This window comes from Marinobacter sp. PE14 (assembly GCF_053566155.1).
On the sequence record NZ_JBQXNY010000004.1, the window covers coordinates 101,234 to 114,345 of the forward strand.

Annotated in this window: 19 protein-coding genes; 15 read left to right on the forward strand and 4 right to left on the reverse strand. The window is 53.2% G+C overall.

What is annotated here, in order from left to right; genetic code table 11:
- Positions 1-442 precede the first annotated feature (442 nt).
- Positions 443-1,468: an IS110 family transposase gene (locus ACWJ62_RS13990; RefSeq protein ID WP_449286740.1), complete on the reverse strand. Its 1,026-nt coding sequence runs from the start codon at positions 1,466-1,468 to the stop codon at positions 443-445.
- A 98-nt stretch (positions 1,469-1,566) separates the two neighbouring features.
- Here ACWJ62_RS13990 and ACWJ62_RS13995 point away from each other — a divergent pair, with 98 nt between their 5' ends.
- From ACWJ62_RS13995 to ACWJ62_RS14065, 15 genes are all read left to right on the forward strand, one after another.
- Positions 1,567-1,920, forward strand: a complete 354-nt coding sequence (locus ACWJ62_RS13995; protein ID WP_449286741.1) for a hypothetical protein — start codon at positions 1,567-1,569, stop codon at positions 1,918-1,920.
- A 98-nt stretch (positions 1,921-2,018) separates the two neighbouring features.
- Positions 2,019-2,630 carry a BRCT domain-containing protein gene (locus ACWJ62_RS14000; protein WP_449286742.1) on the forward strand — a complete coding sequence of 204 codons (612 nt, stop codon included), beginning with the start codon at positions 2,019-2,021 and terminating at the stop codon, positions 2,628-2,630.
- Between the two features lie 101 nt (positions 2,631-2,731).
- Positions 2,732-3,133, forward strand: coding sequence for a hypothetical protein (locus ACWJ62_RS14005; protein ID WP_449286743.1), 402 nt, complete (start codon positions 2,732-2,734; stop codon positions 3,131-3,133).
- 109 nt (positions 3,134-3,242) lie between these two features.
- On the forward strand, positions 3,243-3,608 hold the full coding sequence (locus tag ACWJ62_RS14010) for a hypothetical protein (protein WP_449286744.1): 366 nt from the start codon (positions 3,243-3,245) through the stop codon (positions 3,606-3,608).
- Positions 3,609-3,702: 94 nt separating this feature from the next.
- Complete coding sequence (locus ACWJ62_RS14015; protein WP_449286745.1) at positions 3,703-4,167, forward strand: GNAT family N-acetyltransferase; 465 nt, start codon at positions 3,703-3,705, stop codon at positions 4,165-4,167.
- Positions 4,168-4,203: 36 nt separating this feature from the next.
- Positions 4,204-4,608 carry a VOC family protein gene (locus ACWJ62_RS14020; protein ID WP_449286746.1) on the forward strand — a complete coding sequence of 135 codons (405 nt, stop codon included), beginning with the start codon at positions 4,204-4,206 and terminating at the stop codon, positions 4,606-4,608.
- Between the two features lie 155 nt (positions 4,609-4,763).
- Complete coding sequence (locus ACWJ62_RS14025) at positions 4,764-5,027, forward strand: hypothetical protein (protein WP_449286747.1); 264 nt, start codon at positions 4,764-4,766, stop codon at positions 5,025-5,027.
- A 133-nt stretch (positions 5,028-5,160) separates the two neighbouring features.
- Positions 5,161-5,439, forward strand: coding sequence for a type II toxin-antitoxin system RelE/ParE family toxin (locus ACWJ62_RS14030; RefSeq protein WP_449286748.1), 279 nt, complete (start codon positions 5,161-5,163; stop codon positions 5,437-5,439).
- Entirely contained in the window at positions 5,439-5,732 is a 294-nt protein-coding gene (locus ACWJ62_RS14035) for a HigA family addiction module antitoxin (protein ID WP_023012140.1), read from the forward strand. Before ACWJ62_RS14030 ends, ACWJ62_RS14035 begins: the two co-directional genes overlap by 1 nt.
- Before the next feature lie 72 nt (positions 5,733-5,804).
- A complete protein-coding gene (locus ACWJ62_RS14040; protein ID WP_449286749.1) occupies positions 5,805-6,131 on the forward strand; it encodes a hypothetical protein in 327 nt (108 codons plus the stop codon).
- 72 nt (positions 6,132-6,203) lie between these two features.
- Complete coding sequence (locus tag ACWJ62_RS14045; protein ID WP_449286750.1) at positions 6,204-6,536, forward strand: hypothetical protein; 333 nt, start codon at positions 6,204-6,206, stop codon at positions 6,534-6,536.
- A gap of 36 nt (positions 6,537-6,572) precedes the next feature.
- Positions 6,573-7,199, forward strand: a complete 627-nt coding sequence (locus ACWJ62_RS14050) for a DUF922 domain-containing Zn-dependent protease (protein ID WP_449286751.1) — start codon at positions 6,573-6,575, stop codon at positions 7,197-7,199.
- A 151-nt stretch (positions 7,200-7,350) separates the two neighbouring features.
- On the forward strand, positions 7,351-7,722 hold the full coding sequence (locus ACWJ62_RS14055) for a hypothetical protein (RefSeq protein WP_248183094.1): 372 nt from the start codon (positions 7,351-7,353) through the stop codon (positions 7,720-7,722).
- Positions 7,723-7,827: 105 nt separating this feature from the next.
- The gene (locus ACWJ62_RS14060; RefSeq protein ID WP_449286752.1) at positions 7,828-8,529 is read left to right on the forward strand and encodes a VIT1/CCC1 transporter family protein; all 702 of its coding nucleotides are present in this window, start codon (positions 7,828-7,830) and stop codon (positions 8,527-8,529) included.
- Between the two features lie 181 nt (positions 8,530-8,710).
- The gene (locus ACWJ62_RS14065) at positions 8,711-9,514 is read left to right on the forward strand and encodes a bestrophin-like domain (protein WP_449286753.1); all 804 of its coding nucleotides are present in this window, start codon (positions 8,711-8,713) and stop codon (positions 9,512-9,514) included.
- A gap of 65 nt (positions 9,515-9,579) precedes the next feature.
- Here the strand turns inward: ACWJ62_RS14065 and ACWJ62_RS14070 are convergent, their stop codons facing one another.
- The 3 genes from ACWJ62_RS14070 to ACWJ62_RS14080 form a co-directional block, all read right to left on the reverse strand.
- Positions 9,580-10,620 carry a succinylglutamate desuccinylase gene (locus tag ACWJ62_RS14070; protein ID WP_449286754.1) on the reverse strand — a complete coding sequence of 347 codons (1,041 nt, stop codon included), beginning with the start codon at positions 10,618-10,620 and terminating at the stop codon, positions 9,580-9,582.
- Complete coding sequence (locus ACWJ62_RS14075) at positions 10,617-12,101, reverse strand: hypothetical protein (RefSeq protein WP_449286755.1); 1,485 nt, start codon at positions 12,099-12,101, stop codon at positions 10,617-10,619. Before ACWJ62_RS14075 ends, ACWJ62_RS14070 begins: the two co-directional genes overlap by 4 nt.
- A 69-nt stretch (positions 12,102-12,170) precedes the next feature.
- Positions 12,171-13,082 carry an NAD(P)-dependent oxidoreductase gene (locus ACWJ62_RS14080; RefSeq protein WP_449287092.1) on the reverse strand — a complete coding sequence of 304 codons (912 nt, stop codon included), beginning with the start codon at positions 13,080-13,082 and terminating at the stop codon, positions 12,171-12,173.
- Positions 13,083-13,112 lie beyond the last annotated feature (30 nt).

Consider the following 13,112-nt stretch of genomic DNA (forward strand, 5'->3'; position numbering starts at 1 on the left):
TGGGTTTATAGCATTTACAGTCGTTCCTGTGGTGTTGCTGGTGTTAGGCGGCGCACTTGCAATGGTACCGGAGGAGTAGCGGTAAACTGTCCGGCCCCTCATAACAAGTCGCTTAAGTTTGTTCCCGGCCTATCGGCCGTCCACCGGACGCCACTGTCGTGGCGCCGCTTAGCTCAGCTACATGGACTCCCCCTGCGGTCAAGCAACGCCATTTGAATCCGAAGCGGTTTGAGACTGCAGCTCTACATTCGGCCTCTTTGTGGGCGCATTTGCCCGGGCCAAGATGATGATGCGTGTGAGTGAGGGCCTCATTCGTTAGCCGGCTTCTCTGAGCCGCGAAGCTAAACAGGCTCTATCACTCTCGGTCTGACCGTTCCGTCATCGCTTGCCGTTGCAAGACTCGGCTGGCAGGCGTGTTCTGCCTGTCGTTGTTGCTCGGTTATCAGCCCTCCACAGGCTGCGTTTTAAATTCTGTCTGATTCATAAGTAGTGCCCATATAATCCGGGCATTCTTGGCTGCCATTGCCACGGCGGCCCGTTTGTATCCCCGGCGCTCTTTGAGTTCTTTGGCCCAGGCGCTCAGTCGATCTTCTTTCACATCGATCTTTGCAATCACCGCCCGGGTGCCATGGATTAACAGCGTTCGCAGGTATTTGTCTCCGCGCTTGGTGATTCTGCCCAGTCGGGGCTTACCTCCGGTCGAGTATTGTCGGGGCACCAACCCGAGCCAGGCGGCAAAGTGGCGGCCGCTTTTGAATTGCCTGGGATCGGGTGCGCTGGCAATAATGGCCGTGGCAGTTTGCGGCCCGATACCTGGTATGGCCATGAGGCGCTGAGCCTGTTCGTCACGACGGGCCATGGCTTCGATCTCCCGATCGTAAGCCAGTATCTCCTCATCAAGCTGAAGTATGCGCTGGTTGATGTTGTTGAGTAGGCGACGAGCCAGCATGGGCAAGCCGTTCTCAGCGCCCTCCAGGATTTCCGGAACTCGCCGCCGTGCGGCGTAACGCCCCTGAGGAATGATCAGTCCGAACTCGGCCAGCAGACCACGAATCTGGTTAATCTGCGCGGTGCGTTCTTTGGTCAGGCCCCGGCGAATGCGATGCAGACACAATGTTGCTTGTTGGTCTTCGGTTTTGATCGGAACGAAGCGCATGCTGGGTCGGCCGACCGCCTCACAAATGGCCTCGGCATCGTTGTCGTCGTTCTTGCTGCTCTTGCGATAAGGAGCCACGAACCGGGGAGCGATGATTCGGGCATCGTGGCCGAGCTTACTTAGCTCCCGTGCCCAGTAGTGCGCACCAGAGCAGGCTTCCATGCCAATCAGGCAAGGAGGCAGTTGTGCGAAGAACGCCAACAGCTTGGGGCGATTCAGCCGTTTGCGAACTACGACCTTGCCGTGTTGATCGGTGCCATGAATACTGAACACAGTTTTCGCCAGATCAATGCCAATGGTTGTAACATTCATGATGACTCCTCCTGCTTTCGATTGAAGATGTCGACACCTTCAATGTGGCACATCGATGCCTTGGGAGCAGGGGGAGTCCATATCATTCGTTAACTCCCATGAGCATCCTGCAAAAAACTGTTAGGTATCTGTTATACATCGTACTTTTTCTTGCTCTGCTGTGGGGTAGCTTTTTCCTATACGCAGGTTTTCTTTTCTACGGGGTTTATAGCACCTGCGAAGATGTCGCTATTGGCATGCCAGTGAATGACGCCAAGGCGGTAGCAACTGAAGCTGGCTTTGAGGTCCAGGAATCTGAGGTGGACTATCGCTATGATGTGTCCAAGCCGTTTCCGGAATCTGAAAGGACCTTTGAGTTCGCGCTGCGTTTTGATTCAGATGCTTCCGATTTTGTCTGTCGTATCCAGCACAATGGGGACGAGATAGTCTGGTCCAAAATGTATACCTTTTGAGTTAACAATCGGCTGCACGGCGACCGATTTTCCGCCGCTTCGCGGCTCCAAACCGGCGCGTGAGCCGGGCGTTAAGCATCAAGGAGGAAACTTATACCATGGACGTTTTTGCGAAATTCAACAGAAAGAACATCCAAGACCGTCAAATCGACACGCTCATAGGTTTGAGCAAAGGGGTTTTGGCTGACGGAACTGTAAATCAAGCCGAAGCCGAGTTTCTGATGAGCTGGCTGATTCAAAATCGTCAATCCAGTGATAATCCGGTAATTATCAATCTACTCGAGAAAGTCTCCGCTATGCTCGAGGACGGTGTGCTCGATAAAGAAGAGTCAGAGGAGCTATTGGGAATACTTCGCAAAATTTCTGGTGATTCGGCTGAGATCGGTGAATTAGCAAAAACCTCTTCACTTCCGATTAATGAGCCCCTTCCCGAAATAGGATTTGAGGGAGCATCTTTTTTGTTTACCGGAACCTGCGCATTCGGGACTCGTAAGCAATGTCATGAAGCAACTGAGGCTCTCGGAGGAGCTATCTCGAAAAGCGTTAACAAGAATCTCAACTATCTTGTTCTCGGAACTTATGTGACGGACAGTTGGGCCCACGAGACATTCGGTCGAAAAATTGAGAAGGCGGTTGAGTACAGAGATAGCGGTGTGCCTATCGTTATATTGACTGAGGAGCATTGGGCCCAATCAGGCAAGCTGACCTAAGTGCGGCTTAACCAGTCAATCAAGTTCGTGGCCGACCTGACGGCCGTCCACCGGACGGCTTTCAGCCGCCGCTTATTTCAGCGTTAACAGTCAGGTAGAGAATGCTGACTCCCAAGTTTGAATTCAGGTTGTCGAAGGAACGCGTGGAGGCGCGCGATTGTAAAAGTGGCGCCAAAGTCTCGTTTTCCCTGGATATTACCTTGGATGCTAAAAATATGGTGACAGACGTCGGTGGGGCTCAGCCTGAAGGCAGGGTGCGGGGAACAACGTACATGCCCTTCACCACAGTGCCTACGTCAGAAAAGCAGATAAGAATGGCCAATTTAGTGTTGGCACACACAATTAGGGAGCTTGATACAGTCCGGAACGGTCGTTTCTTAGGTATGTCATTTTCACCAGAGATCGAGTTCAAGCTGAGTCGCGACATGGCTCATTTGGTGGACTATCTCAAGCAAAACAAGGCTGGTTATGGTGCGCGTAAAATTTCGATTACTACCGAGTGACTGATAACCAGTCATTCAAGTTCGTTCCCGGCCTGACGGCCGTCCACCGGACGCCCTAGTCGGGCGCCGCTTAATATTGGCGTTAGAGAGCAAGGAGGCTATTCAGTTTATGCTCCAAAAAATTGGCATTGCAGTCGCAATAGTTATTGCAATCGGTCTGTTTGTTGGGACTGGCAGCGCCGTTCCACCAGACAATACAGTGGTGTATGTTGACCCGAAGCTTGAGTATTTCTATCCACCGACGCGCACGCCGGAAGGGCAAGGATACAAAGCTACAGCATACGCATTGGCTAAGGCCATGGGCGCGAAACCTGATAATCCCAGTGGCTTTAATGTAGAAGGGCCGCCACTCCTCATTGATCTCATGTTGTCTGCGGGTTTCATGAAATCGTGGCCCCGCTACTGGTATGGGACGGACGAAGCGCTCGAATTTTATAGTGAGGAAGCTGTTGAGCAGGCGCGGAATGCTCTCTAACCAATCATTCAAGTTCGCTCCCGGCCTGGCGGCCGTCCACCGGACGTCCCTGACGGGCTGCCGCTTAATTCAGCGTTAGGGCTCTTGGGTGAATATGGAAGTTTCGATTCAGACTGCAAATAGTGAACACCTTAACGGGATACACGGATTAGTCCTGGAATGGGGCTATCCAACAAGCGAGTCCGAAACTCTTGAGTGGCTCAAAGCATTGGTGAATTCCTCAAATCATCAAGTATTCGTGGCCGTTTCTGATGATTCGGTTCTTGGGTGGACCGCTGTAGAAAAACGCATATTGCTCGGCGAGGGAGTTATATCCGAAATTACTGGCCTGGTCGTGCGCTCAAACTGTAGACGGTCAGGGATAGGGCAGTTGTTGGTAAATGCTGTTGAAAAGTGGTCTCGAAATCTGGGTATCTCACGAGTTCTTGTTCGCTCAAATGTCTGTCGTTTGGAGTCTCATGAGTTTTACCCTTCTATGGGTTTTGAGCTCATGAAAACGACAAAGGTTTACGCGAAAGAGCTAAACAGCCCTGACAAGTCACGGAAGGCGGACACGTGAGACGCTCCGCTTCGTTTTCGCGTTAGGAAGGGAATCATGAAACCAAAAATCAGCATTATTACGCTTGGTGTGGAGGATCTGAAGAGGGCCACTCGCTTCTATGGCGAAGGTCTCGGTCTTCCAAAGCACGACTTTGAAGGCGGCAACATATCCTTTTTCAGCCTGGAAGGAACTTGGTTAGCGCTCTACCCGCGGGAGGAGTTGGCTAAGGACATCGGGTTAGCCGCTCCCACTCAGGTTGGTTTCTCCGGTATTACATTGGCCCACAATGTTGCAAGCAAGTCAGAGGTTGATGCTGTTCTTAGTCAGGCAGTATCCGCAGGCGCGCAACTGATTAAACCGGCGCAAGAGGTTTTCTGGGGCGGGTACTCCGGTTACTTTCAAGATCCGGAAGGTCATTACTGGGAAGTAGCCTACAACCCTTATCAGGACCTGACGTAATGGCGGAGCTGTCGGCAGTTCCTAACAATCACAGGCACGGCGACGTCTACTACATTGCCGCTTCGCTTTCATTCCGTGGGCGCGCGTGCTGTTGGCGTTAGGTGGATGGCTAAGGTGCTGGGGTGTTTCAGTCCGTTAGATGAAATGAGATATCAATGATTCAAGTAGGTTCTTTAGGAAAGCTCTCTTACGCGTGCTCATTCACGCTAGCAGTCTTGTTTCAAGGTTGCTCTACGCAGTCCCACGACATGACTGCCCACCAAGTCAAAGTTAATCAGGATTTGGCTAATTCTTGGCGTCGTCACGGCGACGAAAAAGTTGCCAGCTCCTTTGAAGATCGAAATAGAAAGATAGTTGAAGATGACGTAGACAATTATGGTTTGGCAGACTTTCTGATTGATGTTGTCTTGGGTGACTAGTATTGAGCCGAAACTCACCGAACCAGCGGCATCACGGCGACCGCTTTTCCGCCGCTTCGCGGCTCCAAACCGGCGCATGTGCCGGGCGTTAAGCTCTATTGTTGCGTGATGCGCAACATGCTATTGTTCCCCCATGATTAAATCATTCCGCCACAAAGGACTGAAGCGGTTCTACTCGACCGGCCACACGTCTGGCATACAGCCCGACCATGCCAAAAAGCTGCGTATGCAGCTGGCTGCTCTGGATACGGCGATTTCAGTGGAAGACATGGATATCCCTGGTTTTCGACTTCATCCATTGAAGGGCAAAGACAAAGGCCGGTGGTCGATTAGGGTTAACGGAAATTGGCGCATGACGTTCGAATTCCAGGACGGCAACGCCTACATTCTTGATTATGAGGATTATCACTAATGACTATGCATAATCCGCCGCATCCTGGTGAATTCATTCGCGAGGTGTACCTGGAGCCTTTCGGTATCAGCTCTCGTCAGCTTGCTTCCAGTCTCGGCGTTTCACCTTCTACTTTGTCTCGGCTGCTCAAAGGGGATAGTGGCATTAGCCCTGAAATGTCTTTGCGGCTGTCCAAGGTTCTCGGGCGTACTCCTGAGAGCTGGTTGGCGATGCAAGATATGTATGACCTATGGGTGGCTCGCGGCACAGTCAATCTGGATGGTATTCATCGCCTGGACTTCGAAGCAGCTTAACCAGTGGCTGTTGTCGGACGCGCCCGCGCTGGCGCACCGTCACGCCGCAAAGCCAAGGCGTTAAACACCACTATGGAATCGAGTAAGCTAATAGATCTGGAGTACAGCAAGCAGGGTCTTGTTACCTTGCTGGCATACAGCTCGAAGCCTGACGAGTCACCGTACACTCACCAGCAAATAGCTGAGTGGGTGGAGAGATTTTGGAATAGGTACAGTGACGTGGAGGCTCCCGAAGAAATCGAGAGCATCATGCCGATACTGGCCGATATCGAAACCCAGTGGGACTTGCACTTAGCCAACACATATTCAATCGAAGAGATTCGCCAAGGCGACTTCGAGGCGGTACGGTTGCCTATACAGTGGTTTGAAGCTTGGGCTAATGAGGTCGAGAGTGTTTAACAATACACAGCACCGGACGCCCCTGTCGGGGCGCCGCTAAACAAAAGCGTTATAAGCATTAAGGAAATCTGAATGGTGACCAAGGCAGGTTTAATTCTTCTATTTTTGCTATCAGGATCTGCCTACGCGGCGGAAAATCCCCCAGAGCTTTGGTCCTGGTTTAAAGATCTGAACAAATCCAAAGAGGCGTGTGAAATACAAAGCTCATATGCCCTGCAAGTCATAGGATTAGAAAACCAGATTGAGAACGAATACGGAATATACGGCAATATAAAGTCAAATCGTGTTGTCGTTAAATGCATAGAAATATCGCCTACGCAAAGCAAGCTCATGGTTGCAGTGGCTGGCCACAACAGAGATTCGGTAGAGCTTGTGAGAAATAAGATTGTTGAATCAATTCAGTAAGATAAAGCTTATAAAAAGCGCATCAGTACGCGGCCGATGGCCGCCGGACGCCACTGTCGTGGCGCCGCTGTGCTTCAGCGTTATGCTTTGGAGAATTTAGTGCGTATATTGATTTTAGTGTTAGCTATCTTGCCCTTACAGGCATATTCGTATCCCAAAGTCGATACAATTGAAAATAGCTATACTGTTGAAGCCAATGACAAAGGCTCATTGTTTTCTGCAATCAACAATGCATCGCCAATTCGAGAGGGCGGTGAAGTTTTTCATGCTCACACTGATACGTATGTAAATTGGAACTATTGGTGGGATAAACGAAATAACTACTGTAAGTTAAATCGTGTAGAAACTACTGTGACAATAACATACACTCTTCCACGCTTATCCTCAAAAACACAGGACGCTGAAGTAAAAAGAATATGGAATAAATATTACCCAGCACTTATTGAACATGAAGAGGGTCATGGCCAAATAGCAATTGACGCAGCACAGGTAATAGAAAGAGGCCTTAGAAATATGTCATCGTACCCTAGCTGCGATCTTCTAAGCAAAAAGGCGAATGCTAAGGTTCAACGAATACTTGATAAATCCTCACAAAAGCATCTTGATTATGACAATAAAACTAATCACGGAAAAACACAGGGCGCATATCTTAATCTCTATTAATAAAATGCATAGCAAGGTCGAGTAATATCATTCGCTGCGCTCTCTGGACAGCCTTTTCGTCGCATTGTTTGCGCGAGCTGCGCCTTTATCGAAAAAATGCAACAAAAGTCTGCCGTGGTTGGCCGCGTTAGCATCAATGGAGGAGTCAAGTTTGAGATCGGGAATCTTCATCGTATTTATTGCTTTGCTGGTTGGATGTGCAAGCTATGAACAACACATTCCTACAGCAACAAGTACAGGCGAAATCGTCGAGCCTACCTTTGAGCAGAAGGCCGTTGGAGAGGCCTCGATCATGACGAATCAGGCCTTGAAGTCGTACCGGGAGGAATATGTCCATGCAACCGCACACAAGGCTTTTGCTCAATCTGATGTAGGTGCCTGGTCTTGGAAGTCTAATAGAACCTCAATAAAGCACGCGATAGAGAACTCTTTGATAGATTGTCAAAGAAATAACAAAAGACACGAAGCTGAACATCCGTGCAAGATTATTAATGTTGACGGGAAATGGGCCGGGGAGCGCTAGATGCTAACAAGGCCAGTCATGGCGACGCCTACTGCATTGCGTCTTCGCCTCCATTCCATAGCCGCGCATGCTGGCTGGCGTTAGTAACTTCCTCTTCCTTTTTAATTGGAATTCCGTATGAGGCATGCTGAAAGGCACAGGACAGAACGGATTGGCTGGCTCCGTGCTGCGGTTCTGGGCGCCAATGACGGCATTGTATCTACCGCTAGTCTGGTTCTGGGGGTGGCGGCGGCAGGGGCGGACTCCAAGGCTGTCTTGGTTGCTGGTGTTGCCGGTCTTGTTGCAGGCGCTATGTCGATGGCAGCGGGTGAGTATGTGTCAGTCAGCTCTCAATCTGATACGGAGCGGGCGGATCTTGCCAGAGAGAGTGGAGAGCTCGTTAGCGAGCCCGAACAAGAACAAGCGGAATTGGCTGAGATCTACGTAAGGCGAGGGTTGGATCCAGAACTTGCAAGCACAGTAGCAATTCAACTCATGAAGCACGATGCGCTTGGGGCGCATGCACGCGATGAACTTGGTATTTCAGAGGTATCGACGGCTCGCCCGATTCAGGCCGCGTTTGCGTCGGCAGGTACATTCTCGGTTGGCGCGGCACTCCCTCTGCTCATCGTCTTGTTGTTGCCGAGTCACTTACTTATGTGGGCTGTTCCAAGCAGCTCTCTCTTGTTCCTTGCCTTGCTGGGCTCACTAGCAGCGAGAACGGGGGGCGCTCCCGTTCTTGTGGCTGCCTCTCGGGTAACTTTTTGGGGCGCCCTGGCAATGGCCCTGACTGCGGGGATCGGTGCCCTTTTTGGGGTGGCCATTTGATTTGCCGACCCTGCATTGTCTCGCTTAACAAGGCGCTGCTGCCGGACATATTTTCCGCTGTGCTCCAAATTTGCCGCAGAGCGCGGCGTTGGGCGGCATGACACAAGGACTATTCTATGCCCAATATAACGGCTATTCGCGACATCTCGAGAACCTGGCCACTACCGAAGCGTGAGGGACTATGAGTTTCCAGCAGATACTTGATTCACTGCCGATCGGTGGCGTCTTCGTAGTGTTCGCCATCTTCGCGCTGACCGTTATCGAGGTTGGTTACCGCTACGGATATTGGTGGCAGGAGCGCACGCAAGACGAGAAGGAGGGCCCCACGGGCATGATCGTGGGCTCGCTCCTGGCCCTTATGGCGTTCCTGCTCGCGGTCGCGATGGGGATGGCATCCGATCGTTTCGACACGCGCCGCGGGCTCGTGCTGGCCGAGGCGAATTCCATAGGTACCACTTACCTCAGGGCCGGCTACCTGCCAGAGCCGGCCTCGAGCGAGATCCGGGATCTGCTCCGCGAGTACGTTCCCTTGCGCATCGCGACCGACGATCTGGCAGAAGTCCGAGTGAAAATAGCTCGATCGGTCGAGCTCCAAGAGAAGCTCTGGTCAGTCGCCGAGGAGTTGGCCCGCGCCACACCCGAATCTGACGTCCTGGCCCTGTTCATTGACTCACTGAACGAGACGATCGACCTTAACGAGACGCGGGTAACGGCGGGCATCTACGCACGCGTACCGGAAACGATCCTCCTCCTCCTCTTCTGCGGCTCAATGCTGACGCTGGGGATGGTGGGCTACAACGCAGGCTTGATCCAGCGGCGCAGCCCCCTCACTACCATCGTGCTGATCGTCCTCCTTGGTGCGGTTATCACCCTCGTGGTCGATCTCGATCGACCGCGCGACGGATCCCTCGAGGTGAGCCAGCAGCCGCTCATCGATCTACAGGAGCAGGTCGGAGCACTTCCGCCAGCGAATCCACCTAAGTAGCTGGCGTGCCACCCAACAAAGCGCTCCAGCCGACGGACAACCCGCTTCGCGGCTGGGCTAAAACGTTAAAAAATAGGCTCCCCCGTCGCCTTGACCGCATAAAACAGGCAGTCACTCTTCGCAATAACCGGGTTGGTGGTAATCATAAAGGTCCTGAGGGCCTGGGCGGGGTAGATCTGCCCATCCCTGACCTGAAGCACCTGTTCCATGTTCTCTTTTCGGTTGTGGCCGATCGCGGTGAGTATGCCAAGGCCTTTTTTGCCAACCCACCCCAGGGGCTCATCCGGGGACACGATTCCGAAATTACGATGTTCGATGTCGGGGGGGAAGGTCAGGTCGGCGTGGCCGGTGGGCTCGAGGCGGTATTCTATGGTTGCTTCAGGCGCCAGTTCCACCCGGATCGGATTGCGCAGCACGGTGACGTCCCAGTCCGCTTTTTCCAGTGACAACACATCTGGCTTTGAGCAATACCGGACGAGTCCCTCATAGGCCAGTTCATGTGCCTGCTCGTCCTGGGAACCACCACACTCGATGGTTACTGTGGGCACCTCCTGCTCGGAATATTCCATCAGCGCCCCCAGGCGTAGATCCGTCATGATGAGGCGGTCGGTAAAGAGCGATGTCAGTGCCTGATGCGCCGCGTCATTGGTGATCGATACGGCGAACGCAGGGCCTGAACCTGAGGTGTTGTGAACATCCAGCAAGCATTCGGGCTTCGCGTTATGGAGTTCTGCCAGCATGGCCCTGGCAATCGCCCCTTCTTCTCCCTCGAACGGTTCCTTGAAACATCGGTTGAGGTCACGTCCGTCTGGAAGCTGTCGCATTGAGAGTGTGGGAGGAATCTTCGCAGGGTAGATGCCGCCCAGAAGAAACAGCATGTTAACTGCCGGGGTGTGCTGTTCGAGCAGCCATCGATGAAGCGCAAGCAGGCCAGAAGGCTCATTGCCGTGAAGCAGCGTTGCCATGGCTCGGGTCCGGGAGCGATCACGACCGGCAACACGAATAATCGTGGGCTTTTGTAGCTGGGCTAACCACTCAAGGGCGGAGCGGCCCAGGGTCCGGGGCGAGGGATCATTCAAACAATCGAGAACGTTCGAGTTACTCACGGTGACAATGTCCATTCATGCAGCGGCGTATTTTTCTTCTGGTTGGCCATGTACAGAGAAAGCATGGTCTGGAAGGCCTCATCGGGGCTCAGGGATTTGAACAGGGATTCGGTGATGTGGCGTTGCCACCGGGCGCCCGACATGGCGGTTTCAATGCGGCCTTCGATAATTCCCAGCAAGCGGTGAATTTCTGACTCGTCCACGGCTGTTTGTGCCAGTGCGTCCCGGGCGCGGGGTAGCAGATCCCGGGCCACGGTTAACAGGGGCGTATCCTGCAACTGAACCTGATTCTTGTGTGGCCATATGATTTCTGCGCCAACGCCATATTTCGCGGCGCGGTAGAAGTTGTGTTCCGTGTAATGGAAGGGAAGTATCGACGTCAGATGATGAATATCATCAAGTACTGCCAGCGCAGCGCCAATTAAGAACAGCCCGTTCGCACACATATCAACAGCCGTAGGACCTGCAGGCATTGAGCGAATCTCAATGCGCAGGTGGCCGCCTTCGGTATGGTCATAGATGGCCCGGTTCCAGGGCCAGGTGGTTCCCTGGTGCAGTCGCAGTTCGGCCAGTTTTGGCACTTCACCGCGATCAATCACTGCCATCGGGTCCTCCTCTGACATCAGTGGAATGATGGGCGGATAGAGCGATGCCGAGGCGGCAAAGAGTTCCCAGGCGCTGCGTATCCAGCCGTTGCCGTAGTACACCCTTGGCGGATGGCGCCAGGTTTTATGGTTGGGCGATCGGCTGTCAATGGATTGCTTGAACAGGGCAATGCGGGTTTCGTCCCACAGGTGGTGGCCAAACAGGCTGGGTGAATTGCTGGCCAGAGCGAGGACAATCGGCGTGACCAGTTGGACTGCATTAAAGTAATCGGCAAAACGGTGTGCGGGCACCCGCCAGTGGAGCTGGAAGGAGGTATTGGCTCCTTCCATGTAGACGTCGTCAGCTTCCAGATTGATAACGTCGTTGCCACCAATATGAATGCTGAATGGCTCGCCCCGTTGCTTGATCAGCGCCTTGGATAACGCATGATAGCGGGGCTCGTCTGTCATGGCTTTCGCGCCCATATCGGACTGGCGAAGTGTGGGCAGAATGCCGATCGGCACAAGCTCCCCGTCCAGTGGCGCGGCGTGCTGGTTGATCCGTTGGATCGCAGAGAGCAATTCCTGCTCTGTTCTGTCGAAGGGAGAGCCTTTAAAAGCCTGGGGGCTGAGGTTGTATTCGAGATTGAAGCGGTTAAGTTCAACCGTCAGTTGAGGGTCCTGAACGCGGGCGGCGATTTCGGTGTTGATGGGTTGAACGCGCAGGTCCGAGTTTACGATGTAGAACTCTACCTCGGCTCCGATGGAGCTTGCGCCTTCGCCAAAGCCGGGCCGGTTCAGAAGACGAGTGAGTGCTTTGAGATCCGTCCTGACCTTGGCGGCAAAACGTTCAAAGTCTTCCGGCGCAAACTCTGTTGTCTTGATCGACAGTCCCACGTCAACGTCATCCTCGCACCCACTTATCTTGATAGTAGTGGAAGATGTGCACCAACGTTAATTGCCGGCTCAGTCCCGGTTGAGAAACTCAAATACCGACGCAAAATCCTTTCGCCCCCAGCCACTGCTGCTGGCACTGCCATAGACTTCTTTGGCCAGGTTGGCCAGATACAGCGGCTGGCCCACTTCGTAGGCCGTTTGCTCCAACAGATGCAGGTCTTTGTGCATCAGCTCCAGAGGGAATTGGGCGTCAAAGTCCCCATTACGGATCAGCTCGGCCTTACCCCCGATAAAGGGCGGAGTCACAGGTAGGTTTGGCAGGGTGTCCATCAGGAAATCTCTCGAGAACCCCAGTTTCTCTCCCAGCAGAGTGGTCTCGGCAAAGGCGAGCATGGACTGCGCCAGCATGGCGTTCACCAGCATTTTGAAGGCGGTGCCGCGACCAACTTGGCCCACGTGCACAATTTTCTTGCCCATGGTCTGAAGGAGCGGCTCAATCGATTGATAGTCCCCGTCGCTGCCGCCAACGAGGAAGGTCAGTTCGCCGCTTGCAGCCGGCTCACGGGTACCGGCAACCGGGGCATCCATGAACCGAATGCCCTGAGCTTTGGCGGATTCTGCGGCGTGCTCGGTGAACGATGGGTTCACGGTGGAACAATCCACCCAGAGGGCATTTTCCGCCATGGCGCTGACAAATCCATCCTCGCCGAGGGCCAGATCCTCGACAACGGGAGGAGAGGCGAGCATTGAGAAGACCACATCCGCCTGCCGGACGGCGTTGGCCGGCGAATCGGCGACTTTCGCGCCTTTGTCTTTCAGCAATTTTGCGGCTTCAGTCGAGCGGTTGTAGACGATCAGGTTGACGTCGCCCTTGTCCAGAAGGTTTGCTGCCATGCGCGAACCCATGATGCCAAGTCCGATAAAAGCTACTGTTTGCGTCATCTGTGTCTGCTCCGGTCGATGCGTCTTAACAGGATCTATCCAATGATCTGTGGACGTGACTCTTCAGTT

What these genes read in the sequence shown, in the direction of transcription:
- ACWJ62_RS13990 (WP_449286740.1), bottom strand. Translation starts at nt 1,468, where the DNA reads ATGAATGTTACAACCATTGGCATTGATCTGGCGAAAACTGTGTTCAGT.
- ACWJ62_RS13995 (WP_449286741.1), top strand. Translation starts at nt 1,567, where the DNA reads ATGAGCATCCTGCAAAAAACTGTTAGGTATCTGTTATACATCGTACTT.
- ACWJ62_RS14000 (WP_449286742.1), top strand. Translation starts at nt 2,019, where the DNA reads ATGGACGTTTTTGCGAAATTCAACAGAAAGAACATCCAAGACCGTCAA.
- ACWJ62_RS14005 (WP_449286743.1), top strand. Translation starts at nt 2,732, where the DNA reads ATGCTGACTCCCAAGTTTGAATTCAGGTTGTCGAAGGAACGCGTGGAG.
- ACWJ62_RS14010 (WP_449286744.1), top strand. Translation starts at nt 3,243, where the DNA reads ATGCTCCAAAAAATTGGCATTGCAGTCGCAATAGTTATTGCAATCGGT.
- ACWJ62_RS14015 (WP_449286745.1), top strand. Translation starts at nt 3,703, where the DNA reads ATGGAAGTTTCGATTCAGACTGCAAATAGTGAACACCTTAACGGGATA.
- ACWJ62_RS14020 (WP_449286746.1), top strand. Translation starts at nt 4,204, where the DNA reads ATGAAACCAAAAATCAGCATTATTACGCTTGGTGTGGAGGATCTGAAG.
- ACWJ62_RS14025 (WP_449286747.1), top strand. Translation starts at nt 4,764, where the DNA reads ATGATTCAAGTAGGTTCTTTAGGAAAGCTCTCTTACGCGTGCTCATTC.
- ACWJ62_RS14030 (WP_449286748.1), top strand. Translation starts at nt 5,161, where the DNA reads ATGATTAAATCATTCCGCCACAAAGGACTGAAGCGGTTCTACTCGACC.
- ACWJ62_RS14035 (WP_023012140.1), top strand. Translation starts at nt 5,439, where the DNA reads ATGACTATGCATAATCCGCCGCATCCTGGTGAATTCATTCGCGAGGTG.
- ACWJ62_RS14040 (WP_449286749.1), top strand. Translation starts at nt 5,805, where the DNA reads ATGGAATCGAGTAAGCTAATAGATCTGGAGTACAGCAAGCAGGGTCTT.
- ACWJ62_RS14045 (WP_449286750.1), top strand. Translation starts at nt 6,204, where the DNA reads ATGGTGACCAAGGCAGGTTTAATTCTTCTATTTTTGCTATCAGGATCT.
- ACWJ62_RS14050 (WP_449286751.1), top strand. Translation starts at nt 6,573, where the DNA reads ATGGCCGCCGGACGCCACTGTCGTGGCGCCGCTGTGCTTCAGCGTTAT.
- ACWJ62_RS14065 (WP_449286753.1), top strand. Translation starts at nt 8,711, where the DNA reads ATGAGTTTCCAGCAGATACTTGATTCACTGCCGATCGGTGGCGTCTTC.